This window comes from Stenotrophomonas sp. YJH_SMC_138, assembly GCF_059369855.1.
The window spans coordinates 383,839-406,769 of the sequence record NZ_JCAFTB010000003.1; the positions used below are offsets into that span (position 1 = coordinate 383,839).

Genomic DNA, 22,931 nt, shown 5'->3' on the forward strand with positions numbered 1-22,931 from the left:
GGCCGACCGGGCCTCGGGGGCCTCGGTAGAGTCGACTCTATACGGCTGGGTCGCCATTTGATTGACAGGATCTATCGAATTTGAGAATTCGATCATTAATCTCATCAATCAAATTGAGAATGGTTGTTGATTGTCAACTGAGAATCATTATCATTTGACTCGTCCCTCGCACGAGTCCAGATGCTCATGAATGCTCAACCTGTACTGCTGCGCCCCGAAACGCTGACCCTCCGCGATCGTCCGGTCCGTGTCGTTCCGCCGGAAGAGGTCATCGACAGCGAAGCCCTGCTCAAGGGCCGTCGTGAAATCCTGATCCAGCACGGCGACCGCTTCTATCGCCTGCGGCACACCAGCAACGACAAGCTGATCCTGACCAAGTAATCGCGGCCTGGTCGCCCGCCCCCCTCCCTCCTGCCGGCCGCGCCGGCAGGGTGGGCGACCCGTCCGCTCCCGCTCTCTCCCCCTCGGTCTACCGCGTGCACCCTCCGGGTGTGCCGGTAACCGGGGGTTCCCCTGCCTGACCGAACGAACCCGATGACCCGCCCTACCGCCCTTTGCCTTGCCGTCTGGATGGCCCTGCCGCTGTCCGCCCATGCTGCTGCCGCGGCCACCGCCGCGCCCGATGCGCGCGAATTCGACCGTGTGCAGGTCACCGCCACCCGCACCGAGCGGGCGGTGAGCGATGTGGCGGCCACCGTGGACGTCATCGACCGCGAGCAGATGGACCGGCACCTGGTGCAGGACATCAAGGATCTGCTGCGCTACGAGCCGGGCCTGTCGGTCAACCGCAGCGCCGCGCGCTTCGGCCTTGGCAGCATCCGCATCCGTGGCCTGGACGGCAACCGCGTGCGCGTGCAGACCGACGGCATCGCCATGCCCACCAGCTTCAACATCGGCTCGTTCTCCAACGCCAACCGCAACTTCACCGATCTGGATACGCTCAAGCGCGTGGAGATCGTGCGCGGCCCGGCCAGCTCGCTGTACGGGTCCGACGCGCTCGGGGGGGTGGTCGCCTTCGTCACCAAGGATCCTGCCGACTACCTCAAGGATGGCAAGGACAGCTACGTCGGCCTGAAGTTCGGCTACGACGGTGAGTGGAAGGGCCTGCTCGGCGGCGTGACCAGCGCGTTCGGCGGCGAACACTGGAGCGGCATGGTCAACATCAACCATCGCCAGGGCCAGGAAACCGGCAACAAGGGTGATGTACGCAGCCTCGACAACACCCGCACCGCGCCCAACCCGCAGGACCGCGATGGTCGCAGTGGCCTGGCCAAGCTGGTCTATGCGCCGAGCGAGGACCAGCGCTTCCGGCTGACCGTGGAAGGCAACGAAGACAACACCGATACCAACGTGCTGTCCTCGATCGACCGCACCACCACCACCGGCATGAAGGCGCGCGATACGCAGAACCGCACCCGCGTGTCGTTCGCCCATGAAATGGATGCGCTGGACAAGGGCTTCGCCGACAGCCTGCATTGGCAGCTGTATACCCAGCACAGCGAAACCACCCAGATCACCGATGAGGACCGCGCCAACCGCAGCCGCCGGCACCGCGCGTTCAACTTCGACCAGCGCGTCTACGGCCTGCAGGCGCAGTTCAACAAGGCGTTCAGCACCGGCAGCGTCGAACACGCGCTGACCTACGGTTTCGAGGGCGCGCATACCGAGATCCGCCAGAAGCGCGACGGTTACCAGGTGCTGGCCAATGGCCAGACCAGCACCACCATCCTGCCCGACGCCTTCCCGGTGCGCGATTTCCCGATCAGCAAGACGACCGAGCTGGGCCTGTACGCACAGGACGAAATGCGCATGGCCAACGGCAAGCTGTCGCTGGTGCCGGGCGTGCGCGTGGACCGCTACGAGCTGAAGCCGGAGGTGGACAGCATCTTCGCCGACGACAATCCCGGCGTTGCGGTGGCCAGGCTGACCAAGACCAGCGTCTCGCCGAAGCTGGGCATGGTCTATCGCTTCACCGACGAATGGTCGCTGTTTGCCGGCTATTCGCATGGCTTCCGCTCGCCGCCGTACAACGACGTCAACCTGGGCTTCACCAACTTCGCCTTCGGCTACACCGCCATTCCCAATCCGGACCTGAAGCCGGAAACCAGTGACGGCATGGAGCTGGGGCTGCGCTTCCTGTCGCCAGCGGCCTACGTCAGCCTCAGCGGCTACTACAACGAGTACAAGGACTTCATCGAGTCGCAGTCGCTGGTCGGCACCAACGCCCAGGGCCTGATGGTGTTCCAGTCGCGCAACATCGCGGATGCGCGCATCTACGGTGCCGAGATGAAGGCCGGCGTCGACTTCGGCCAGATCAGCCCGGCGTTGCAGGGCTGGGCCCTGCGCAGCTCGGTGGCCTGGTCGCGCGGTGACAACAGGACCGAAGACACCCCGCTGGATTCGGTCGACCCGCTGCGTGGCACCGTCGGCCTGATGTACGACACCGACACCTGGGGCGTCGAACTGGCCGGTACCTTCGTCAAGCGCAAGGACCGCGTCACCGCCGCCACGGTGTACCGCCCGGCCGGCTACGGCGTGGCCGACCTGATGGCGCACTGGAACTTCGCCCCGGGCGCCACCTTCAACGTCGGCGTGTTCAACCTGGGCGACAAGCGTTACATCGACTGGTCCAACGTGGGTTCGACGCTGTCGCCGGGCAGCCGCGTGCTGGACCGCTATACCAGCCCGGGCCGCACCCTCTCCGCCAGCCTTGCCGTTTCCTGGTGACCTCATGAGCCGAGCCTTGTCCGCACGCAGGAACGACGCCATCGCCGCGCAGGGCAGCGCGGCCTGGCCGACGCCGGCACAGCTGGCCACGCTCGGCACCGTGTTGTGCCTGTACCGCGCCGACGGCAACGAGCTCGGTGGCTGGCGCCAGGCAGTACGCGTGCATGCCTGCCAGGGCGTGGACAGCGAGGGCGTGCGCGAAAGCCTGTGCTTCCTCGATGCCCGCGGCCGCTGCGTGTGGCGGCTGTACCTGTTGCCCGACAGCGATTTCCTGGCCTGGGACCGGCTGGTCGCGGCGCTGCCGCCGGGCCCGGAGCATGACAGCGAGGGCAGTGTCGGCGAACGCCTGTGGCGGCGCCTGGCCGGCCATCTCGGTGGCCAGCGCTGGCGACTGTGCGCGCTGCGCCTGCATGCCGCCGACGACGGCCGCACCCTGGCTGCAAGCCTGTCGACGTTGTCCTCGCTGGGCGCAGCCACCGCGCGTCGCATCGCGCGGCTGGAAGGTGCCGAAGGCGAGCTGGCGATCGACGATTGCTGCTGCGCCGATGCTGCACGTCGCTCGGCGCCGCGGGTTCCCGGCGACCTGCCGCTGATCCGGCTGTAACCCTTTCCCGATGGAACGCCTGTCGGCCACGGACGGCCTCTCACTGCATCTGCAACCCCGAAGGAAGACCCCGATGAAGCTCCAGACAGCCAGCGTCCTGCTGCTGCTCGCCACCAGCGGCGTGGCCAGCGCGCAGCCCTCCGGCATCGCCCGCGACCACGACAGCATCCTTGCCATGCAGGGCGAGTACACCGTCGATTTCGCATTCGACGAGACCGTGCTGCTGAAGCCCGGCTACGAGCGCGCCCCGGCGATGCGCAGCGGCGGCAACGAACTGGTGATCGTGGTCGAGGACACGCCGAAGCGCATCGTGCTGCAGCACCTGCTGCTGGACGAGAAGAGCGGCCACATCACCAAGCACTGGCGCCAGGACTGGGTCTACGAAGCACCGAACCGTTTCGAGTTCAGCGCCGACCAGACCTGGCAGGTACGCCGCATTCCCGCGGCGGTGAACCAGGGCGCCTGGACCCAGTGCGTGTACGAAGTGAGCGACGCACCGCGCTACTGCGGCACCGGCAAATGGACCTACACCAACAACGTGCCGAGCTGGACCAGCGACCTCAGCTGGCGCCCGTTGCCGCGCCGTGAGTACACCAAGCGCAGCGACTACAACGCGCTGGCCGTCGTCAACCGCCACACGCTCACGCCCAATGGCTGGACCCACGAGCAGTTCAACACCAAGGTGCAGCGCAACGCCGACGGCAGCCAGGTGGAGATCGCACGCGAGTTCGGCTTCAACGACTACGTGAAGACCACCGAGGTCGACTTCACCCCGGCGCGTGACTACTGGAAGGCCACTGCCGGCTACTGGGCCAAGGTGCGCCAGCGTTGGGACGGCTTCCTCGGCCAGGCCCCGGGCGTGCACCTGAAGACCAAGATCGATGGCATGGCGATGATCATTCCGCTGTTCACCCAGGCCGAAGCGATCCAGTCCGGCAAAAAGGTAAAGGACAAGCAGATCGACGAGGTGTTCGCCAAGTACGTGGAAAAGGCGCCGAAGGAAGGCTGATCGCCGCGATGGAGAGAGGTGCCGGGGGTACCCGGCACCGCATTCACCGGCTGCCGGTGGGGGCCGGGCTTGCTCGGCACGCCATCCGGAGGCGCAACCGATTCAGGCCTCGCGCAGTGCCAATGCCGGCGGCGTATGCAGGATCGCCCGCGTACCCCACCAGCCCGCCAGCAGGCTCAAGCCGATGCCGACCACGCCGCCGATCAGCAGGCCCGGCCACGGCGGCAGCAAGGGCAGCTCGAACACCTTCTGCGACACCGCCACGCCGATCGCTGCGGCCGCGCCCACCGCCAGCAACGCCGCCAGCGTGCCCAGCGCGCCGAACTCCACCAGCACCGCGCCGCGCAGCTGGCGCCGGGTCGCGCCCAGCGTGCGCAGCACCGCGCTGTCGTAGCGGCGCTCGCCGGCGGTGGCCTGCAGCGCCGCCAGCAGCACCAGCACGCCGGCCAGCAGGCTGAACACCATCACCAGCTGCACTGCCTGCGCCACGCGCTCCATCACATCGCGCACCTGCGAGATCACCGCGTCCACGTCCAGCAGCGACAGGTTCGGCTGCGCGCGCACCAGCTCGCCCAGCCCGGCCGCGTTGCCGGACGGCAGATGGAAGGCCGACAGCAGGTTGTGCGGGGTATCGCCCACCGCATTGGGGTTCAACAGCACGAAGAAATTCGGGCGGAACGTGTTCCAGTCCGCCTTGCGGATGCTGGTGACGGTGAACTCGCGCTGCTGCTCGCCTACGGAAATCGTAATGCGATCACCCAGGTGCGCGCCGTAGCGCCGCGCCCAGCCGGTTTCCACCGAGGCTTCCGCCGCGGTGCTGCCGGCCTGCCAGAAGCGGCCCTCCAGCAGCGCATTGGCGGGTGGGAAGCTGCTGCGCCAGCTGAAGTTCAGCGGCCGGTTCTCGTCGTCGTCCTCGCGCGGGCCGTTGTTCGCGCCGTTCCCCTCGGCGGCGGCCTGGTCCACGCGCAGCGGCGGCTTGCCGTTGATCGCGATCAGGCGGCCGGTCGCCATCGGCTCGATACTGGCGTCGCCGGCGCCCAGTCCACGCAATGCGGCCAGCACACCGTCGCGTTGTTCGGGCTGGATGTTGATCAGGAAGTAGTTCGGCGTATCCGCAGGCAGGCGCTCGCGCCACTGCTGCAGCAGGCCGGGTCCGGTCACCGCCAGCAGCAACAACGCGCACAGCGACAGCGACAACCCCACCAGCTGCATCACCGCCAGCAGCCGGCGCCGGGTCAGCGCGGCCAGGCCCAACCGCCAGTTGCCATGCAGGCGGTGCTGCAGGCCGCGCAGCAGCTGCAGAAGCACGAAGCCGACCGCACCGGCCGCCAGCGCCAGCGCGGCCAGGCCGCCCAGCACCCACAGCGCCAGTTTCAGATCGCCGGTGACCTGCACCGCCAGCAGCAGGCTGGCCGCCAGCGCCGCCACATAGGCCAGCAGCGACGCCGGCGGCAGGGCGGCGAAGGAACGGTTGAGCACCCGCATCGGCGGCACCCCGCGCAGGCGCAGCAGCGGTGGCAGGCCGAAGCCGAACAGCAGCAGCAGGCCGATGCCGGCACCGGTCAGCGCCGGCATCGCTTCCGGCAGCGGCAGGCGCTGCGGCACCAGGCTGCCCAGCACCTGCACCAGGCCTTCCTGCGCGGCCATGCCCAGGCCGATGCCGAGCGCACAGGCTGGCACCGCCAGCATCAGCAGCTGCAGCGCCAGGCCCAGCAGGATGTCGCGCTGGCGTGCGCCCAGGCAGCGCAGGATCGCCACCTGGTCGATGCGACGCAGGGCGAAGCGGTTGGCCGCCAGCGCGGTGGCCACACCGGCCAGCAGCACCGCCAGCAGCGCGCTCAGGCCGAGGAAGCGCCCGGCCAGATCGAACGCCTGGCGCACGCCGCGCTGGGTGTCGTCCACGCTCAGCAGGCGCAGGCCCTTCACCTGCGGCAGCAGCCACTGGCGCAGCGCCGCGATCGGCTCCGCTGCGCCGGCGAACATCAGCCGGTAGTTGATACGGCTGCCCGGGCCGAGCAGGCCCGTGCCCTCCACATCAGCGCGGTTGACCAGCAGGGTGGGCGAGAGTGTCAGCAGGTCGCCACCGCTGTCCGGCTCGGCCTCGATGATACCGGCGATGCGCAGCGTGCCGGCGCCGAACTCGAGGTCATCGCCGGCCTTCAGCCCCAACCCCTGCAGCAGGCGTGGGTCGGCATAGGCCTGGCCCTTGGGCGGCATGCCGGCATCGGCGATCAACGCACCGCCGGGCGTGGCCCGGACCCGCAGCGTGCCGCGCAGTGGATAACCTGCCTGTACCGCCTTGATGCTGGCCATCTGGCTGGCATCGCCGTTGAACAGCACGCTGCCGAAGCTGGCGATGCGGGTATGCGCCAGGCCGCGCTGTTGCGCCTCGTCGGCGAATGCCTGCGGCGGATCATCGCGCCCGGCGATGCCGAGGTCGCCGCCGAGCATTTCCGCCGCGCTGCCGGTCAGCGCCAGGTTGACCCGGTTCACCAGCGTGCCCACCGCAGTCATCACCGCCACGCCCAGCACCAGCGCGGCGAACACGGTCAGCAGGTCGCCGGCCAGCGCCTCGCGGCGCAGCGCGCGCCACGCGTGGCGCAGCACGTTCATGCCTGTGCCCCACGCTCGACCGGCAGCAGGCGGCCGTCATCGATGCGGTGGATGTACTGGCAACGCTGGGCCAGGCGCAGGTCGTGGGTGACCAGGACCAGGGTGGTGCCGCTGCCGGCGTTGAGTTCGAACAGCAGGTCGCTGATGTGCTGGCCGGTGGCGTGGTCCAGCGAGCCGGTCGGTTCGTCGGCGAACAGGATGCGCGGGCGGGTGACGAAGGCACGTGCCAGCGCCACGCGCTGCTGCTCGCCGCCGGACAGCTGGCGCGGGTAGTGGCGGGCGCGATGGGCCAGGCCGACCTGCGCCAGCACCTCGTCCACCCGCGCGCGGTCCTCGCGTCCGGCCAGTTCCAACGGCAGCGCGACATTCTCGGCGGCAGTCAGCGCCGGCAGCAGATGAAAGCTCTGGAACACGAAGCCGACCGCGCGCGCGCGCAGCTGGGCCCGTGCTTCTTCATCCAGGTCGCCCAGGTTCTGGCCCGCCAGCGCGACGTGGCCGCGGCTGGGCAGGTCCAGTCCGGCCAGCAGGCCGAGCAGGGTGGTCTTGCCGGACCCCGAAGCGCCGACGATGGCCACACTGGTGCCTTCATGGACGGTCAGGGTGATGTTGTCCAGTATGTGGACTTCACCCTCCGGGCCCTGCACGGACTTGCCGACCTGGTCGACGGCGATGGCGACGGGCGTGCTGCGGGGGGACAGGCTGTCGATGAGGAGACTCCAATGCGCAAGACGGGATGGAGCCGGCGAGCCGGCGCGATGATGGTGCTGCTGCTGGGATTGCTGCTGCCCGGGCTGGCCGGAGCCAAAGACCCGGCAGGTACGGTGCTGGTGCTCGGCGACAGCCTCAGTGCTGCCCACAATATCCCTGCCGACGCCGGCTGGGTCAGCCTGTTGCAGCAGCGGGTCAGGCAACAGTCGAAAACACCGGCGCGCATCGTCAATGCCAGCATGAGCGGGGAAACCACGGCCGGCGCGCTGACCCGCCTGCCGGGCCTGTTGGCGAAGGAAAAGCCGACGGTGGTGGTGATCGCGCTGGGCGGCAACGACGCGCTGCGCGGGCTGACCCCGGCACAGGTGCAGGGCAACCTGGAAAAGATGGTACAGGCCAGCCAGAAGGCCGGCGCCAGGGTGCTGCTGCTGGGCATCGACGTGCCGCCCAACTATGGGCCCGCTTACCGCCAGCGCCTGGCGGCGGCCTACAAGGCGCTGGCCACGCAGTACAAGGTGCCGCTGCTGCCGTTCCTGCTGGAGGGCGTGGCCCTGCAGCCGGGCATGATGCAGGCCGATGGACTGCACCCCACGGCGCAGGCGCAATCGAGGGTGCTGGACAACGTCTGGCCACTCCTGCGGCCCCTGCTCTGAATGATTTACAACCCTCTTGACGGAACTTCACATCGCGTCCACCGTCGATCCGGCATGTTTCACAAAGCTGAAGTTAGAGGGAATCACATGCGTCAGACGAAGGAGACCTCCGGCTTGGTGCTGGTGGTCGAAGACAACCGCAACATCTCCGAGATGATCGGGGAATACCTGGAAGGTCGCGGCTTCGAAGTCGACTATGCACAGGACGGCCTGGATGGCTACCGCCTTGCGGCGGAGAACAGCTATGACGTCGTGGTGCTCGACCTCATGTTGCCGCGCCTGGATGGCATCGAAGTATGCCGTCGCCTGCGCAACGATGCGCGCAAGTCCACCCCGGTGCTGATGCTCACGGCACGCGACACGCTGGACGACAAGCTCACCGGCCTCGGTTTCGGCGCCGATGACTACCTGACCAAGCCGTTCGCGATCCAGGAGCTGGAAGCCCGCCTGCGCGCGCTGATCCGCCGCGAACGCCGCCAGGTGGGTTCGGAAGTGCTGAAGGTCGCCGACCTGGTGCTCGATCCGGTCAGCATGCGGGCCACCCGTGCCGGTACCGAACTGCAGCTGTCGCCGATCGGCCTGCGCCTGCTGACCATCCTGATGCGCGAATCGCCGCGCGTGGTCACCCGCCAGGAGATCGAACGCGAGATCTGGGGCAATGGCCTGCCGGATTCGGACACCCTGCGCAGCCATCTGTACAACCTGCGCAAGATCATCGACAAGCCGTTCGACCGTCCGCTGCTGCACACCGTGCAGAGCGCCGGTTACCGCATTGCCGATATCGCCCAGCCGATGGCCTGATCGGGGCCAGGCCGGTGCAGCATCAGGCCCGGCCGGGCAACGACCCCCGCACCGGGCACGGATGACCGGCCGGCACTGCCGCCGGTCATCCTCCGTGCACGACTACGGCGCAGCGCGCTGCCTATAATCGCAGCGCTCTGACCGGGACCCCGCAATGCCGCACGGCCTGCCGCGCAAGATCCGTATCGCCTTCATCCTGCAGGCAGTCCTGGCCAGCCTGGGCATCCTGCTCGGTGCCTGGCTGGTTTCGCTGGTGATCAAGCACAGCCTGGTCGGCGCCGCCCTGCGCGAGGAAGCGGCCTATTACTGGACGCTGCACGAGGCCTCGCCGGTGCAGCCACCGCCCAACACCCAGAACATCCGCGGCTACCTGCTGGAAAGCGGGCAGTCGGCGCTGTCGTTGCCGGCCAACCTGCGCAACCTGGAACCCGGTTTCCACGAGCTGCCCAGGGATGACCAGCTGGTACTGGTCGATGTGCGTCCGGCCGGCCGCCTGTACCTGGTGTTCCTGCGTTCGCGTGCGGAGATGCTGGCGTTCTGGTTCGGCATCGTGCCGGTGCTGCTGACCCTGTTGGCGGTGTATGGCGCCAGCTGGGTCACCTACCGGGCCTCCAAGCGCCTGGTGTCGCCGGTGAACTGGCTGGCACGGCGCGTCTCGCGCTGGGACCCGGGTCACCCGGAGGCGGCCGACCTGGAACCGAACAAGCTGCCCGCGGACATGCAGGGCGAGACCCGGCAGCTGGCGGCCGCGCTGCATTCGCTGGCCAACCGGGTCAGCGCGCATGTGGCGCGCGAGCGCAATTTCACCCGCGATGCGAGCCACGAGCTGCGCACGCCGTTGACCGTCATCCGTGTGGCCAGCGACATGGCCCTGGGCGATGAAACCCTGCAGCCGCGCCTGCGCCGCAGCCTGCAGCGCATCCAGCGCGCCGGCCGTGACATGGAAGCGGTGATCGACGCGTTCCTGATCCTGGCCCGCGAGGCCGACGTCGAACCCCAGATCGAGCTGTTCGACGTCAACGACATCGTCCGCTACGAGGTGGACAACGCCAACGAACTGCTGGGTACGCGTCTGGTGTCAGTGCACCTGCACAGCGAAGGCCCGGTGCAGCTGCACGCGCCGCCGCGGGTGCTGCAGGTGGTGGTCAGCAACCTGGTGCGCAACGCCTGCAGCTACACCGACGAAGGGCGTATCGACGTGCACGTGCTCAATGACCGGGTGGTGGTGCGCGACACCGGCATCGGCATGTCCGCCGAGGCGCTGTCGCGCGCGTTTGAACCCTTCTACCGCGCCGAGCCGAGCCGCCCGCAGGGCACCGGCCTGGGCCTGTCGATCGTGCGCCGGCTGTGCGACCGCTTCGGCTGGAAGGTCAGCCTGGCCAGCCAGCCGGGCAAGGGCACCGAAGCCACGGTGGTCTTCCGGTAACGCGGCGACCTGCCGGGGTCGGATCCCGTTGCGGCGCAACCGGCTCTGACCCCATCCCGCTGAAATGTCGGTAGATCCAGGCCATGCGTGGATGGGGTGCGGTAGCGCCGGGCCATGCCCGACGTCCACAGTGCCTCAGTTGCAGTTGACCTTCGGCGCCAGCGCCTTGGTCCAGATCGCATAGCCGGCCGGGGTCATGTGCAGCATGTCCTCGCGGAACAGCGTCGCGTCCGGCTGTCCATCGGCGCCGAGCATCGGCGTGTAGATGTCGGTGAAGCCGGTGTTGGGCAGCCTGGCCAGCGCAGCCTTGATCAGCGCGTTGGCTTCCTTGATTGCCGGCAGCAGGTGCGCACGCGACGGGCTCGGCTTGATCGACAGGTACTCGACCCTGGTCTTCGGCAGGTCGCGGTGCACGCGCTGCACGAAGGCGACCACGTCATCTCGCACCTGCATGGCGCTGCGGCCGCTGTTGAGGTCGTTGTCACCGGCGTAGAAGAACACCTTGCACGGCGCATACGGCACCACGATCTGGCCGGCATACCAGGTGCTGTCGCGCACTTCCGAACCGCCGAAGCCGCGGTTGAACACCGGCTGGCCGGGGAAGTCGGTGGCCAGGCTCTCCCAGAAGCGGATCGAGGAGCTGCCGATGAACTCGATGCCACCACGCGGCGGCGGGTTGGCCTGGTCGGCGCTGGCGAAGCGGGCCATGTCGCCGGCCCAGGCCACATTGGAGACCTGTTCGGGCACCTGCGGCGGCCTGGCCGGGCTCAGGGCCTGGGCAAGCGGTGCGGCAGTCAGCAGGCCCAGCATCAGCAGGCAGGTACGGCGACGGGACATCAGGCGCTCCAGCAGGCAAGGGGAGCTCCATCATAGAAGCACGGCCCAGCCCGGTGCTTGCCCCTGGCAGGCCGTTCAGCGGGCCGGTGCGGGGTGCGGTTGGCGGCCTTGTGGCAAAATGGCGGCCATCTGCCTATTCCTGTGCACCCATGATTTCCTGCCGTGCGTCTGAGCGGTCGCTGCGCCGCGCCCCTGTTGCTGGATGTTCCACCCGTGGCTGATCAGTTCGGCCACCTGCCCCGCGGCCCGCGCCGCATCTTCCAGGCCGCCCGCTGGTCCTGGCAGGGCCTGCGCGCCGCCTGGCTGCACGAGTCCTCGTTCCGGCTGGAGGTATACCTGCTGGTGATGCTGACTCCGGTCGCGATCTGGCTGGGCCAGACCCCGGTCGAACGCGCGCTGCTGATCGGCTCGATGCTGCTGGTGCTGGCGATGGAGCTTGCCAACTCGGCCATCGAAGCGGTGATCGAACGCTACGGCAGCGAGATCCACGAGCTGGCTGGCCGCGCCAAGGACATGGGCTCGGCAGCGGTGTTCGTGCTGATGATGAACGTGCTGCTGTGCTGGGCGCTGGTCGTGGTTCCGCACGCGCTGGCCGGCAGCTACGGCTGAAACCCCATTCCCCCACTGCCTTGAAGAGTTTCCATGTCCTTTGAGTTCCTCGCCGACCCCAATGCCTGGGTGACCCTGTTCACGCTCAGCGCGCTGGAACTCGTGCTCGGCATCGACAACCTGGTGTTCATTTCCATCGCGGTCAGCAAGCTGCCGGAAGAGCGTCGTCCGTTCGCACGCAAGCTGGGCATCGCGGTGGCCTGCATCACCCGCATCGGCCTGCTGGTCTCGCTGGCCTACCTGGCGCACATGGCGGCCAACCTGTTCACCGTGGCCGGCATGGGCATTTCCATCCGCGACCTGGTACTGATCGTTGGTGGCCTGTTCCTGATCATCAAGGGCTGCATGGAGATCAAGGAACTGATCAGCGGTGGCGAGGACGAAGACCCCAGCACCACCAAGGCCTCGGCCGTGTTCGGCTACGTGATCGCCCAGATCGCGGTGATCGACATCGTGTTCTCGCTCGACTCGGTGATCACCGCCGTGGGCATCGCCGACCACATCCCGGTGATGGTGGCGGCCATCCTGCTGTCGGTGCTGGTGATGCTGCTGGCCGCCAACCCGCTGGGCCGCTTCATCGACGCCAACCCGACCGTGAAGATGCTGGCCCTGGCCTTCATCCTGATGATCGGTGCGGTGCTGATCCTGGACGGCCTGGACGTTCACGTGCCCAAGCCCTACATCTACGCCGCGATGGGCTTCTCGGTGCTGGTGGAGTGGCTGAACCTGCTGATGCGCCGCCGCGCCCGCGAACACAACGTGCCGGGCGCCGGCAACTGGTAAGCGCGCCATTGGCACGTGTGTCACCCAGAACCCCCGGCCTGGCCGGGGGTTCTGCGTTGTGGGGCGCGGCTCTACAACGAACGGCGCTGCGGTTTTTGCACTTGCGGCGGCGTTCCGGCCTCCACTTGTGAATCAGGATCAACAGTGTTTTCCCGGGCCGAGGCTTAATCCGGCGCAGCAAAGCGCGCAGGCTACGCACTCCCGATTCCCGCCCCCCAGGAAACCCCCCATGAATTCCAGAGCCGCCTTGCTGGCGCTTGCCGTTGGCGCCTTCGCCATTGGAACCACCGAATTTGCCCCGATGGGCCTGTTGCCGGTCATCGCCGACGGCGTGGGCGTTGGGATCCCCACCGCCGGCATGCTGATCACCGCCTACGCCGTGGGCGTGATGCTGGGCGCGCCGGTGATGACCCTGCTGATGGGCCGTTTCGGCAAGCGCACCGCGCTGATGCTGCTGATGTCCATCTTCGTGGTCGGCAACCTGCTGTCCGCGCTGGCGCCGAACTACGGGCTGCTGCTGCTGTCGCGCCTGGTCACCAGCCTCAACCACGGCGCCTTCTTCGGCATCGGTGCGGTGGTCGCCGCCAGCCTGGTGCCGAAGGAAAAGCAGGCTGCCGCCGTGGCCACCATGTTCATGGGCCTGACCATCGCCAACATCGGCGGCGTGCCGCTGGCGACCTGGGTCGGCCAGCAGCTGGGCTGGCGCCTGTCCTTCGCCGGTACTGCGGCGCTGGGCCTGATCGCAATCACCGCGCTGGGCTTCGCGCTGCCGGCATCTGCACCGGGGCCGCGCCCGGACGTGCGCCGCGAACTGAAGGCGATCCTGCAGCCGCCGGTGCTGCTGGCGATGGCCACCACCGTGCTCGGCGCCGGTGCCATGTTCACCCTCTATACCTACGTCGCACCGGTGCTGACCGAATTGACCGGCGCCTCCAATACCTTCATCGCGATCTCGCTGGCGCTGATCGGCATCGGCTTCACCCTCGGCAACGGCATCGGTGGGCGCATGGCCGACTGGTCGCTGGATGGCGCCACACGGATCCTGCTGGCCGTCCTGGCGGTGCTGATGTTCGTGCTGCCGCTGGCCTTCATGAGCCACGCCACCGCCGCCCTCGGTGTGCTGCTGTTCGGCGCGGCGACCTTCGCCCTCGTACCGCCGCTGCAGATCCGGGTGATGCAGGCGGCCAGCGAGGCGCCGGGCCTGGCGTCGTCGATCAACGTCGGTGCGTTCAACCTGGGCAATGCGGTGGGTGCGGCGCTGGGCGGTGCGGTGATCAGCTCGGGCCTGGGCTATGCCGCGATTCCGGTGGCCGGTGGCCTGCTGGCGGCATCGGGCCTGCTGCTGGCGTGGCTGGGGCGTCCCCGCACCGCGGTGGCTGTGGCCTGCTGAGGTGAGAGGGGTTACGGAAGGGCTTGCCGCCCTGCACCCGCCGAATCAACGTCAACGGCAAAAGCCTGCATTCCGTGGGTTGGCGGGGTGGGTCCGGTTGAGGGGGACGCTGCAAGTACGTCCATGTAAGCTCGGTCGCCGCATCCATGCGGCTCACGCCCCCTCAACCGGACCCACCCCGCCTTCGACAGATTCCCGCGATCTGTCGTAACGGCGCCCCGCTCTGGTAGGTGTCGACCTTGGTCGGCACGAATGCCTGAAGAACCGGCTTTTGCTTTTGATTTTTCTCTTGATCTTCCCGCGGTGCGCAGGAAATTGTCCGTGGCCGGGAGGGTGGGTTGGCTGGGGGCGTGAGCGCCATGGATGGCGCGACCGAGCCTACATGGACGTATTCACGGCGTCCCCCAGCCAACCCACCCTCCCGGCCAACCCCGATATCCAGCAAACACAGCACCGCGGAGGGGGCGGCGCCCGATGGCCGGTCTTTCACCCGGACCGTGGCATGCTCGGTGCCAAGCCCACCCGGAACCTCCGCCATGCGCCTGTTTACCCGTGTCCTGCCCCTAATGCTGCTGGCCTCCCTGCTGTCCGGCTGCGGCTACAACGCCATCCAGCAGAAGGATGAGGCGGTCAAGGCCAGCTGGTCTGAGGTGCTCAACCAGTACAAGCGCCGCGCCGATCTGGTGCCCAACCTGGTGCAGACGGTGAAGGGCTTTGCCAGCCAGGAAGAGCGCGTGCTGACCGAAGTCACCAACGCCCGTTCGCGCGTCGGCCAGATCAACGTCAACGCCGACGACGAAGCCTCGCTCAAGCAGTTCCAGCAGGCCCAGGGTGAACTCGGCAGCGCACTGTCGCGGCTGCTGGTGGTCACCGAGAACTACCCGGTGCTGAAGTCCGACCAGAACTTCCGCGACCTGCAGGCCCAGCTGGAAGGCACCGAAAACCGCATCACGGTTGCGCGCGGCCGCTACATCCAGCAGGTGCAGGACTACAACACCTACATCCGTTCGTTCCCGCAGGTGGTCACCGCCAAGATCTTCGGCTACAAGACCAAGCCGAACTTCACGGTGGACAACGAAGCGCAGATTTCCAACGCGCCAGCGGTCGATTTCGGCAACGCGCCGCAGCAGCAGCCGGCGCCGCAGCCGGGTCACTGACCGATGCGCCTGGCCACTGCGCTGCTGGCCCTGCTGCTGTGGCTGCCGTTGGCAACGCAGGCACAGCCGCTGGCGCCGATTCCTGCGCTGGACTCGCCGGTGGTCGATACCACCGGCACGCTGGACGCCACGCAGAAGCAGGCGCTGGTGCAGCAGGCGATCGAGCTGCAGCAGCGCAAGGGCAGCCAGCTGCAGGTGCTGGTGGTGCCCACCACCCAGCCGGAGGACATCGCGCAGTACACCACGCGGGTCTTCGATCAATGGCAGATCGGCCGCAAGGGCGTGGATGACGGCGTGCTGCTGGTGGTGGCCAAGGATGACCGGCGCGTGCGCATCGAGCCGGGCTACGGCCTTGAAGGCGCCATTCCCGATGCCATCGCCAACCGGGTGATCCAGGAATACCTGGTCCCGCGCTTCCGCAGCGGCGACTATGCCGGCGGCATCACCGATGCCACGGCGGTGCTGGTCAAGCTGATCGACGGCGAACCGCTGCCGGCACCGGTCAGCGGCCATCGCGGGCGCGAGCCCGGTGGTGGTGGCGATACCTGGTTCCTGGCGCTGTTCATCGGCGTGTTCGCTGGCAGCATCCTGCGCGGGGTCTTCTCGCGCGTGCCGCGTCCGCTGCGCGGCCTGCTCGGCGGCGCGGGTGCGGCGCTGGCAGCATTCCTGTTCACCTCCACGCTGCTGGCCAGTGGCCTGGCCGGCGTGGTCGGCCTGATCGTGGCGATGCTGTCCGGCCACCCGGGCCGCTTTGCCGGCGGTGGCGGTTGGGGCGGTGGCAGCTGGGGTGGCGGAGGCGGTTTCGGCGGGGGCGGTGGATTCGGTGGTGGTGGTGGCTGGGGCGGTGGCGGCGGCCGTTCCGGTGGCGGTGGCGCTTCGGGAGGCTGGTGATGATCCAACGTCTGTTCCGCCATGTATTCTCGCCCTCGGTGCGGCGTGCGTTCCCACCTGCCACATTGCAGGCGATCACCGGGGCCATCGCGGCCGGTGAGCAGCGCCACGGCGGGCAGGTGATGTTCGCGGTGGAAGCGGACCTGCCGCTGGGGGCGCTGTGGCACAGGGTGACCCCGCGCCAGGCCGCCGAGCATGCCTTTGCGCGCCTGCGAACCTGGGATACCGCCCACAACAACGGCGTACTGATCTACCTGCTGCTGGCCGATCACGCGATCGAGATCGTTGCCGACCGTGGCCTGCACGGCCGGGTCAGCCCGGCGCAGTGGCAGCGGGTCTGCACCCACCTGCGCGAGGGCCTGCGCGGCGCCCATCCGGTCGAGGCATTGCAGGATGCCGTCGACGAGGTCTCCAGCCTGATCGAAGGGCACTTTCCGGCCTCGATGCGGTCCGAGCATGACGCGTTGCCTGACGCGCCCCAGATCCTGGACTGAACCCTGATCTGCGGCGTGGTCCTCCGCCCGTGCCGGCCCCGGCCCCGGGCGGGGCAGGGACGCTAAAATACCCGTACTCCCGCCAGGCGTTTTCCATGATCTATTTCCACGACATCGACCCCATCGCCCTTTCGCTGGGGCCGATCAAGGTGCACTGGTACGGCATCATGTACCTGCTCGGCTTCACCGCAGCGTGGCTGCTGGGCCGCACGCGCATTGCCGCGGGGCGCCTGCCGGGCGTCGATGCCAACGGCTTCTCCGACCTGCTGTTCTACGCCATGCTCGGCGTGGTGCTGGGCGGGCGCATCGGCTACATGCTGTTCTACGCGCTGGGCGATTTCCTGCACAACCCGCTGCTGCTGTTCAAGGTGTGGGACGGCGGCATGAGCTTCCACGGTGGCCTGCTCGGCGTGCTGGGCGCCTGCTGGTGGTGGTCGCGCAAGCACAAGCTGCATTTCTTCGACACCATGGATTTCATGGCGCCGCTGGTGCCACTGGGCCTGGGCTTCGGCCGCATCGGCAACTTCATCGGCGCCGAGCTGTGGGGCAAGTACACCGACGGGACCTGGGGCGTGGTGTTCCCGTCCGGCCTGCCGGCCCCGCTGAACCAGCTCGACCACGCGACGCTGCAGGCGCAGTTCGCCACCGGCGCATTGAACCCGTACGCCCGCCATCCGTCGCAGCTGTATGAAGCGTTCCTGGAAGGCCTGGTGATGTTCGTGGTGCTGTGGGCGGTGTCGGCCAAGCCGCGCCACCGCTACCTGGTGGGTGGCCTGTTCGCGTTGATGTACGGCCTGTTCCGCTTCGCGGTGGAGTTCGTGCGCATGCCGGACAACGGCGTCTACGTGGCCTTCGACTGGCTGACCCGTGGCCAGATCCTCAGCCTGCCGCTGATCGCCTTCGGCCTGGTGCTGCTGGTGATGTCGCGCCGCGCGCCGGTGTTGCAGCCGCAGTTGCCGGTGGCTGCCGAGGGCAAGGCATGAAGCCCTACCTGGACCTGCTGGCGCACGTGCTCGAGCACGGCGCCGAGAAGAGTGATCGCACCGGTACCGGCACCCGCAGCGTGTTCGGCTGGCAGATGCGCTTCGACCTCAACGAAGGCTTCCCGCTGGTCACCACCAAGAAACTGCACCTGCGCTCGATCATCCACGAGCTGCTGTGGTTCCTGAAGGGCGACACCAACATCGGCTACCTGAAGGACAACCAGGTGCGCATCTGGGACGAGTGGGCCGACGAGAACGGCGACCTCGGCCCGGTCTACGGCAAGCAGTGGCGCAGCTGGGCCACCGCCGACGGCCGCCAGATCGACCAGATGCAGTGGCTTGTGGACGAGATCAAGCGCAACCCCGATTCGCGCCGGCTGGTGGTCAGTGCCTGGAACGTGGGCGAGCTTTCGCAGATGGCGCTGATGCCGTGCCACAACCTGTTCCAGTTCTACGTGGTGGACGGCAAGCTCAGCTGCCAGCTCTACCAGCGCAGCGGCGACATCTTCCTCGGCGTGCCGTTCAACATCGCCAGCTACGCGCTGCTGACCCACATGGTGGCGCAGGCCACCGGCCTGGGCGTGGGCGACTTCGTGCATACGCTGGGTGACGCGCACCTGTATTCGAACCATTTCGAGCAGGCCCGCGAGCAGCTGTCGCGTGAACCGCGCGCGCTGCCGAAGCTGTGGTTGAACCCGGAGGTGACCGACCTGTTCGGCTTCCAGTTCGACGACATCCGCATCGATGGCTACGACCCGCACCCGGCGATCAAGGCGCCGGTGGCGGTATGAGCGCCCTGAAGCTGTCGATGATCGTGGCGCTGGACCGCAACCGTGGCATCGGCCAGGGCAATGCCATGCCCTGGCACCTGCCGGATGACTTCAAGCACTTCAAGGCGCTCACCCTGGGCAAGCCGATCCTGATGGGGCGCAAGACGGCCGAGTCGATCGGCCGCGTGCTGCCGGGGCGGACCAACCTCGTACTGACCCGCAGCGGCCAGGTGCCGTTCGAGGGCATGCGTGCGGTGGCGTCGCTGGACGAGGCGAAGGCGATTGCCGAAGGCGAGGGCGCCAGCGAGCTGTGCATCATCGGCGGCGGCGAGATCTTCCACCAGTTGCTGGACCAGGCCAGTGACCTGTACCTGACCTGGGTCGATGCCGAAGTCCCCGCCGATACCCATTTCCCCGAAGTGGACGTGCAGGACTGGCAGGAAGTGAGCAGCGAGCCGCACCCGGCCGACGAACGGCACGCCTACGCGTTCCGCTTCGTGCACTACGTGCGCCGCTGATCGCAACGCACCTGTAGAGCCGAGCCATGCTCGGCTGCTTTCCGCGGACACATCCCGGAGCCGAGCATGGCTCGGCTCTACAGGATTGCCTACGGCATCCGGTAATGCCCGATGATCGCATGCTGGAACAGCAGGTTCTCTTCGCGCGTGCCGCGCGCGATGTTGTGCAGCACCAGCGGTGTGCCGTTGGCCAGGCGCCGGTCAGAAACGATGCCCACGTGCAGCAGGCCGTTGCCATTGAGCTTCCAGGCAACGATGTCGCCGGCCGCGTAGTCGGCGGCGAGGGCCGTGACCGGTTGCTGCCAGCCCTGGCGCTCGAACCAGCGCATCAGGTTCGGTACACGACGATGATCGATGTTGCGGTCCGGCCGTGACAGGCCCCAGATCGCCGGATAGGCACTGAAACTGCCGCGCATGTCCTCATGCACGTGTGCCTGCAGGTCCAGGCCCAGATCGCGCAGGGCGCGCACCACCACGTCCGTGCACACGCCCCGATCCAGTGGCACGTCGCCGCCGGGATAGGCCAGTACCTGGTAAGCAGGATCGTAACGGGTGGTGACGCCGACCTGCGCGCGGGCTGCGGCCACCAGTGGCGGCGAAGGGGCCTGCGGCTGCGTCGGCGCATGTGCGGCACCATCCGCAGCCGTGGGAGCAGGCGGCGAGCCGGGCTGGCAGCCGCTGGCCAGGGCCAGCGTCAGCAGCAGCACCGTCCCTGGTGCCCAGCCGCGCCGCGTCACGCCTGCGGCGGGGGATTGTTGTGGGTGCCGCCACCCGCGCCGCCCCCTCCGCCACCACGACGGCGACGGCGGCGTGGGCCACGGTTGCCCGGGGTGGCAGCGGCGTTGCCGCCCTGTTCCTTGCCCTGCGTCGCGGCGCCGGGGCGCTCGTGCGCCGGTCGCGCCGGCGGGCGGGCGTTGGGCACGGGTGCCGGTACGTCGCGGCCCCGAACCTGCACTACGCGCAGCTCGTCGGTATCAAGCTGGAGCGCGGTCAGCTTCCCGCCCCAGACCGCACCGGTGTCGATGGCGTGCACGCCCTGGGTGATGGTCAGGCCCAGCGCCGACCAGTGGCCGCAGACGACCTTGAGGTCGCGCTCGACCCGGCCGGGCACTTCGAACCAGGGATACAGCCCCTGTTCCTGCGTGCCCGGCGTGCCCTTGTCCTCGATGCCGATGCGCCCCCGCGGGGTGCAGTAGCGCATGCGGGTGAGCACGTTGATGATCGCGCGCGAGCGGTCGTAACCGGACAGGTTCGGGGCCCAGCTCGGCTTGTCGCCGTACATGTTGCGGAACAGCTTGCGGTAGCCGGCGCCATGCAGTTGCACCTCGACCTCGGCAGCATGCTTCTCGGCCATCTGCGTGGTCCACTTCGGCGCCAGGCCGGCGTGCACCATCATCCAGCCCAGCTCGCGGTCCACGTGCACCAGCTTCTGCAGGCGCAGCCAGTCCAGCAGTTCGTCGCGGTCCTCGGCCTGCACGATGCGCAGCAGGTCCGGGTTGACCTTGCGCTGTTCCTCTTCGGTACGCGAACCGACGGCCAGCAGCGAAAGATCATGGTTGCCCAGCACCACCACGCTGTGCTCGCGCAGCGAGTGCACCAGCCGCAGCGTTTCCAGCGACTGCCCGCCGCGGTTGACCAGGTCGCCGCAGAACCACAGGGTGTCCTGCGCCGGGTCGAAGCGGATCTTCTCCAGCAATCGCTGGGTGACGTCATAGCAGCCCTGCAGGTCGCCGATCGCCCACACACTCATCGTTCGGCCTCCGTGTCAGTGCAGGGTACGCGGCACGGCCAGCACGAAGGGTGCGACCGGCGCGGCAAATTCGGTGCCATCGTCGGCGACCATGTCGTAGTGCCCCTGCATGGTCCCGTGATCGGTCCCCAGCATGACACCGGACGTGTAACGGAAGTCTTCACCGGGGCGCAGCCGCGGCTGCTCGCCGATCACCCCGTCGCCATCAACATGCTCGACACGACCATTGGCATCGGTGATGCGCCAGTGGCGCGCGACCAGGCGTGCCGCGACCCGCCCCTGGTTGTGGATGCGGATCGTGTAGGCGAACGCAAAGCGACCGTCTTCCGGCGCGGATTGATCGTCGAGGAAGCGCGGCGCGACTTCGACGGAGATGGCATAAACGTCAGCGTCTTCCATACCGGCAGTGTAATCAGGAGGCATTGGCCAAAGCGATGAATTCGGCCACGTCCAGCTGTTCGGCGCGGGCATCGGGACGCACGCCGGCGGCGATGAACTGCTCGGCGGACACCACGTTGTTCAGGGCATTGCGCAGGGTCTTGCGGCGCTGCCCGAAGGCGGCCTTGACCACCTCGGCGAAGCGCTTGTGGTCGTTGATGTTGATCGCGGCCGGGTCACGCGGCACCAGACGCACCACGGCCGAATCGACCTTCGGCGGCGGCCGGAACGCGCCCGGCGGCACCACGAACAGCGAGGTCACCTGGCAGTAGGCCTGCAGCATCACGCTGAGGCGGCCATACACCTTGCTGCCGGGGCCGGCCGCCATGCGGTCGACCACTTCCTTCTGCAGCATGAAGTGCATGTCGCGGATGACCGCGGCATGCTCCAGCGCATGGAACAGGATCGGCGAGGAGATGTTGTAGGGCAGGTTGCCGACCAGGCGGATCGGCTGGCCGGCGGCCAGTTCGGTGAAGTCCACGCGCAGCACGTCGCGATGAACGATGGTCAGCTCGCCCAGCGGTTCGGCGGCGGCGGTCAGCGGCGCGATCAGATCGCGGTCGAACTCGATCACCGTCAGCGTGGGGTGCACGCGCAGCAGCGGCAGGGTGATCGCGCCCTGGCCAGGGCCGATCTCGACCAGGCGGTCGCCGTCTTTCGGGTTGACCGCCATCACGATCTTGTCGATGTAGTGGCGGTCGGCCAGGAAATGCTGGCCAAGCTGCTTCTTGGCCGGTGCGGTGAACACCGGGCCGGAGGGGGAATGCGGGGAATTCATGCGCCCAGTGTACGTTGCCGCGCAAGCTGCGCACACAGCGTCGTTGCCGCCTGCAGGCTGGAGGGATCGGCGATGCCGCGGCCGGCCAGCTCCAGCGCGGTGCCATGGTCCACCGCCACGCGCGGATAGGGCAGGCCCAGGGTCAGGTTCACCGCCTGTTCGAAGCCGGAATATTTCAGTACCGGCAGGCCCTGGTCGTGGTACATCGCCAGCACGGTGTCGAAGCCGGCCAGCTTGGCGGGCAGGAAGGCGGTATCGGCCGGCAGCGGCCCGACCAGGTCCATGCCCTCCGCGCGCAGGCGCTGCAGCAGCGGGATGACCAGATCCAGTTCTTCGCGGCCCAGGTGGCCATCTTCGCCGGCGTGCGGGTTCAGGCCGAGCACGGCGATGCGCGGCGCAGGCAGGCCGAACTCACGGCGCAGTGCGGCGTGCACCGTGCGCAGCGCGTGCTCCAGGCCGGGCGCGGTGATCGCATCGGCCACCTCGCGCAGCGGCAGGTGGGTGGTGGCCAGGGCCACGCGCACGATGTGGTTGGCCAGCATCATCACCACCTTCACCCCGGCCTGGTCGGCCAGCAGTTCAGTGGTGCCGCTGTAGGCGATGCCGCCTTCATTGATGACCGCCTTGTGCACCGGGCCGGTCACAACACCGTGCAGTTCGCCGGACAGGCAGGCCTGGCCGGCGCCGAGCAGCGCGCCGATGACCGCGCCGGCATTGGCCGGATCGGCCTGGCCGAAGCGGCTGGGCGCAGCGTTGCGGACAGCGCGCAGGCGCAGATCGCCGGGGGCGCGTGCTTCGGCGTCCTCGGGCAGCAGCTGCAGGGGCAGGTTCAGCGCGGCCGCGGCCGCGTGCAGGGTGTCCGGATCGGCGAAGGCCAGCAGCCGGCAATCTTCACGCGGCTGCTGGACGAGGCGGACACATAGCTCCGGGCCGATCCCGGCGGGCTCGCCCGGTACCAGAGCGAGCTCGGGGCGCATCGTTCAGGACTGCGG

General features: G+C 68.2%; 24 protein-coding genes. 16 read left to right on the forward strand and 8 right to left on the reverse strand.

Annotation, left to right across the window (positions count from 1 at the left end; translation table 11 throughout):
* The first annotated feature begins 186 nt into the window (after nt 1-186).
* The 4 genes from hemP (at nt 187) to AC5P7I_RS09835 (ending at nt 4,340) form a co-directional block, all read left to right on the forward strand.
* Entirely contained in the window at nt 187-381 is a 195-nt protein-coding gene (hemP, locus tag AC5P7I_RS09820) for a hemin uptake protein HemP (RefSeq protein ID WP_005412278.1), read from the forward strand.
* A 153-nt stretch (nt 382-534) separates the two neighbouring features.
* The gene (locus AC5P7I_RS09825; protein WP_425604944.1) at nt 535-2,727 is read left to right on the forward strand and encodes a TonB-dependent hemoglobin/transferrin/lactoferrin family receptor; all 2,193 of its coding nucleotides are present in this window, start codon (nt 535-537) and stop codon (nt 2,725-2,727) included.
* 4 nt (nt 2,728-2,731) lie between these two features.
* Nucleotides 2,732-3,331 carry a hemin transporter gene (locus tag AC5P7I_RS09830; RefSeq protein ID WP_032956720.1) on the forward strand — a complete coding sequence of 200 codons (600 nt, stop codon included), beginning with the start codon at nt 2,732-2,734 and terminating at the stop codon, nt 3,329-3,331.
* Nucleotides 3,332-3,404: 73 nt separating this feature from the next.
* Nucleotides 3,405-4,340: a DUF6607 family protein gene (locus AC5P7I_RS09835; protein WP_032956723.1), complete on the forward strand. Its 936-nt coding sequence runs from the start codon at nt 3,405-3,407 to the stop codon at nt 4,338-4,340.
* Between the two features lie 102 nt (nt 4,341-4,442).
* Here AC5P7I_RS09835 and AC5P7I_RS09840 read toward each other — a convergent pair whose 3' ends face one another.
* A complete protein-coding gene (locus AC5P7I_RS09840) occupies nt 4,443-6,953 on the reverse strand; it encodes an ABC transporter permease (protein ID WP_049440166.1) in 2,511 nt (836 codons plus the stop codon).
* Nucleotides 6,950-7,597 carry an ABC transporter ATP-binding protein gene (locus AC5P7I_RS09845; RefSeq protein WP_075076551.1) on the reverse strand — a complete coding sequence of 216 codons (648 nt, stop codon included), beginning with the start codon at nt 7,595-7,597 and terminating at the stop codon, nt 6,950-6,952. Before AC5P7I_RS09845 ends, AC5P7I_RS09840 begins: the two co-directional genes overlap by 4 nt.
* A 75-nt stretch (nt 7,598-7,672) precedes the next feature.
* Here AC5P7I_RS09845 and AC5P7I_RS09850 point away from each other — a divergent pair, with 75 nt between their 5' ends.
* The 3 genes from AC5P7I_RS09850 (at nt 7,673) to AC5P7I_RS09860 (ending at nt 10,541) form a co-directional block, all read left to right on the forward strand.
* On the forward strand, nt 7,673-8,314 hold the full coding sequence (locus AC5P7I_RS09850; RefSeq protein ID WP_032956728.1) for an arylesterase: 642 nt from the start codon (nt 7,673-7,675) through the stop codon (nt 8,312-8,314).
* Between the two features lie 87 nt (nt 8,315-8,401).
* Nucleotides 8,402-9,115, forward strand: a complete 714-nt coding sequence (locus AC5P7I_RS09855) for a response regulator transcription factor (RefSeq protein WP_002811889.1) — start codon at nt 8,402-8,404, stop codon at nt 9,113-9,115.
* Nucleotides 9,116-9,269: 154 nt separating this feature from the next.
* Entirely contained in the window at nt 9,270-10,541 is a 1,272-nt protein-coding gene (locus AC5P7I_RS09860; protein ID WP_262087881.1) for a sensor histidine kinase, read from the forward strand.
* A gap of 135 nt (nt 10,542-10,676) precedes the next feature.
* On the opposite strand, the gene AC5P7I_RS09865 is transcribed toward AC5P7I_RS09860, so the two are convergent.
* The gene (locus AC5P7I_RS09865; protein ID WP_262087880.1) at nt 10,677-11,378 is read right to left on the reverse strand and encodes an SGNH/GDSL hydrolase family protein; all 702 of its coding nucleotides are present in this window, start codon (nt 11,376-11,378) and stop codon (nt 10,677-10,679) included.
* Nucleotides 11,379-11,591: 213 nt separating this feature from the next.
* Between AC5P7I_RS09865 and AC5P7I_RS09870 the strand changes: the two genes are divergently transcribed.
* The 9 genes from AC5P7I_RS09870 to AC5P7I_RS09910 all read left to right on the forward strand — a co-directional run bounded on the left by AC5P7I_RS09870 (nt 11,592) and on the right by AC5P7I_RS09910 (nt 18,973).
* Entirely contained in the window at nt 11,592-11,987 is a 396-nt protein-coding gene (locus AC5P7I_RS09870; protein ID WP_032956731.1) for a diacylglycerol kinase, read from the forward strand.
* A 33-nt stretch (nt 11,988-12,020) separates the two neighbouring features.
* Nucleotides 12,021-12,770 (forward strand): TerC family protein, encoded by a 750-nt coding sequence (locus tag AC5P7I_RS09875; RefSeq protein WP_495222158.1) that lies wholly within the window; start codon nt 12,021-12,023, stop codon nt 12,768-12,770.
* Between the two features lie 229 nt (nt 12,771-12,999).
* The gene (locus AC5P7I_RS09880; protein ID WP_495222159.1) at nt 13,000-14,160 is read left to right on the forward strand and encodes an MFS transporter; all 1,161 of its coding nucleotides are present in this window, start codon (nt 13,000-13,002) and stop codon (nt 14,158-14,160) included.
* 536 nt (nt 14,161-14,696) lie between these two features.
* Nucleotides 14,697-15,317, forward strand: coding sequence for a LemA family protein (locus AC5P7I_RS09885; RefSeq protein ID WP_049404134.1), 621 nt, complete (start codon nt 14,697-14,699; stop codon nt 15,315-15,317).
* Nucleotides 15,318-15,320: 3 nt separating this feature from the next.
* Nucleotides 15,321-16,208, forward strand: coding sequence for a TPM domain-containing protein (locus AC5P7I_RS09890; RefSeq protein ID WP_049404135.1), 888 nt, complete (start codon nt 15,321-15,323; stop codon nt 16,206-16,208).
* On the forward strand, nt 16,208-16,702 hold the full coding sequence (locus AC5P7I_RS09895; RefSeq protein WP_049404137.1) for a TPM domain-containing protein: 495 nt from the start codon (nt 16,208-16,210) through the stop codon (nt 16,700-16,702). Before AC5P7I_RS09890 ends, AC5P7I_RS09895 begins: the two co-directional genes overlap by 1 nt.
* Nucleotides 16,703-16,797: 95 nt before the next feature.
* Nucleotides 16,798-17,685, forward strand: a complete 888-nt coding sequence (gene lgt / locus AC5P7I_RS09900) for a prolipoprotein diacylglyceryl transferase (protein ID WP_014645981.1) — start codon at nt 16,798-16,800, stop codon at nt 17,683-17,685.
* Nucleotides 17,682-18,476: a thymidylate synthase gene (locus tag AC5P7I_RS09905; RefSeq protein WP_049440158.1), complete on the forward strand. Its 795-nt coding sequence runs from the start codon at nt 17,682-17,684 to the stop codon at nt 18,474-18,476. Before lgt ends, AC5P7I_RS09905 begins: the two co-directional genes overlap by 4 nt.
* 5 nt (nt 18,477-18,481) lie before the next feature.
* Nucleotides 18,482-18,973: a dihydrofolate reductase gene (locus AC5P7I_RS09910; protein ID WP_049440214.1), complete on the forward strand. Its 492-nt coding sequence runs from the start codon at nt 18,482-18,484 to the stop codon at nt 18,971-18,973.
* An 89-nt stretch (nt 18,974-19,062) separates the two neighbouring features.
* Here AC5P7I_RS09910 and AC5P7I_RS09915 read toward each other — a convergent pair whose 3' ends face one another.
* Genes AC5P7I_RS09915 through pdxA form a run of 5 tightly spaced genes read right to left on the reverse strand, consistent with a single transcriptional unit; the run spans nt 19,063 to nt 22,916 of the window.
* The gene (locus tag AC5P7I_RS09915; protein ID WP_262087879.1) at nt 19,063-19,710 is read right to left on the reverse strand and encodes a DUF1287 domain-containing protein; all 648 of its coding nucleotides are present in this window, start codon (nt 19,708-19,710) and stop codon (nt 19,063-19,065) included.
* Nucleotides 19,707-20,723, reverse strand: coding sequence for a symmetrical bis(5'-nucleosyl)-tetraphosphatase (locus tag AC5P7I_RS09920; RefSeq protein WP_262087878.1), 1,017 nt, complete (start codon nt 20,721-20,723; stop codon nt 19,707-19,709). Before AC5P7I_RS09920 ends, AC5P7I_RS09915 begins: the two co-directional genes overlap by 4 nt.
* Before the next feature lie 15 nt (nt 20,724-20,738).
* Complete coding sequence (gene apaG / locus AC5P7I_RS09925; RefSeq protein WP_008268668.1) at nt 20,739-21,122, reverse strand: Co2+/Mg2+ efflux facilitator ApaG/CorD; 384 nt, start codon at nt 21,120-21,122, stop codon at nt 20,739-20,741.
* Between the two features lie 13 nt (nt 21,123-21,135).
* A complete protein-coding gene (rsmA, locus tag AC5P7I_RS09930; protein ID WP_014645986.1) occupies nt 21,136-21,939 on the reverse strand; it encodes a 16S rRNA (adenine(1518)-N(6)/adenine(1519)-N(6))-dimethyltransferase RsmA in 804 nt (267 codons plus the stop codon).
* Nucleotides 21,936-22,916: a 4-hydroxythreonine-4-phosphate dehydrogenase PdxA gene (gene pdxA / locus AC5P7I_RS09935; RefSeq protein ID WP_032959015.1), complete on the reverse strand. Its 981-nt coding sequence runs from the start codon at nt 22,914-22,916 to the stop codon at nt 21,936-21,938. Before pdxA ends, rsmA begins: the two co-directional genes overlap by 4 nt.
* Nucleotides 22,917-22,931: the final 15 nt, after the last annotated feature.

Bases quoted from the DNA above. Each gene is read 5' to 3' on its own strand.
- hemP (WP_005412278.1), top strand. From the start codon at position 187: ATGAATGCTCAACCTGTACTGCTGCGCCCCGAAACGCTGACCCTCCGC.
- AC5P7I_RS09825 (WP_425604944.1), top strand. From the start codon at position 535: ATGACCCGCCCTACCGCCCTTTGCCTTGCCGTCTGGATGGCCCTGCCG.
- AC5P7I_RS09830 (WP_032956720.1), top strand. From the start codon at position 2,732: ATGAGCCGAGCCTTGTCCGCACGCAGGAACGACGCCATCGCCGCGCAG.
- AC5P7I_RS09835 (WP_032956723.1), top strand. From the start codon at position 3,405: ATGAAGCTCCAGACAGCCAGCGTCCTGCTGCTGCTCGCCACCAGCGGC.
- AC5P7I_RS09840 (WP_049440166.1), bottom strand. From the start codon at position 6,953: ATGAACGTGCTGCGCCACGCGTGGCGCGCGCTGCGCCGCGAGGCGCTG.
- AC5P7I_RS09850 (WP_032956728.1), top strand. From the start codon at position 7,673: ATGCGCAAGACGGGATGGAGCCGGCGAGCCGGCGCGATGATGGTGCTG.
- AC5P7I_RS09855 (WP_002811889.1), top strand. From the start codon at position 8,402: ATGCGTCAGACGAAGGAGACCTCCGGCTTGGTGCTGGTGGTCGAAGAC.
- AC5P7I_RS09860 (WP_262087881.1), top strand. From the start codon at position 9,270: ATGCCGCACGGCCTGCCGCGCAAGATCCGTATCGCCTTCATCCTGCAG.
- AC5P7I_RS09865 (WP_262087880.1), bottom strand. From the start codon at position 11,378: ATGTCCCGTCGCCGTACCTGCCTGCTGATGCTGGGCCTGCTGACTGCC.
- AC5P7I_RS09875 (WP_495222158.1), top strand. From the start codon at position 12,021: ATGTCCTTTGAGTTCCTCGCCGACCCCAATGCCTGGGTGACCCTGTTC.
- AC5P7I_RS09880 (WP_495222159.1), top strand. From the start codon at position 13,000: ATGAATTCCAGAGCCGCCTTGCTGGCGCTTGCCGTTGGCGCCTTCGCC.
- AC5P7I_RS09885 (WP_049404134.1), top strand. From the start codon at position 14,697: ATGCGCCTGTTTACCCGTGTCCTGCCCCTAATGCTGCTGGCCTCCCTG.
- AC5P7I_RS09890 (WP_049404135.1), top strand. From the start codon at position 15,321: ATGCGCCTGGCCACTGCGCTGCTGGCCCTGCTGCTGTGGCTGCCGTTG.
- AC5P7I_RS09895 (WP_049404137.1), top strand. From the start codon at position 16,208: ATGATCCAACGTCTGTTCCGCCATGTATTCTCGCCCTCGGTGCGGCGT.
- lgt (WP_014645981.1), top strand. From the start codon at position 16,798: ATGATCTATTTCCACGACATCGACCCCATCGCCCTTTCGCTGGGGCCG.
- AC5P7I_RS09905 (WP_049440158.1), top strand. From the start codon at position 17,682: ATGAAGCCCTACCTGGACCTGCTGGCGCACGTGCTCGAGCACGGCGCC.
- AC5P7I_RS09920 (WP_262087878.1), bottom strand. From the start codon at position 20,723: ATGAGTGTGTGGGCGATCGGCGACCTGCAGGGCTGCTATGACGTCACC.
- apaG (WP_008268668.1), bottom strand. From the start codon at position 21,122: ATGGAAGACGCTGACGTTTATGCCATCTCCGTCGAAGTCGCGCCGCGC.
- rsmA (WP_014645986.1), bottom strand. From the start codon at position 21,939: ATGAATTCCCCGCATTCCCCCTCCGGCCCGGTGTTCACCGCACCGGCC.
- pdxA (WP_032959015.1), bottom strand. From the start codon at position 22,916: ATGCGCCCCGAGCTCGCTCTGGTACCGGGCGAGCCCGCCGGGATCGGC.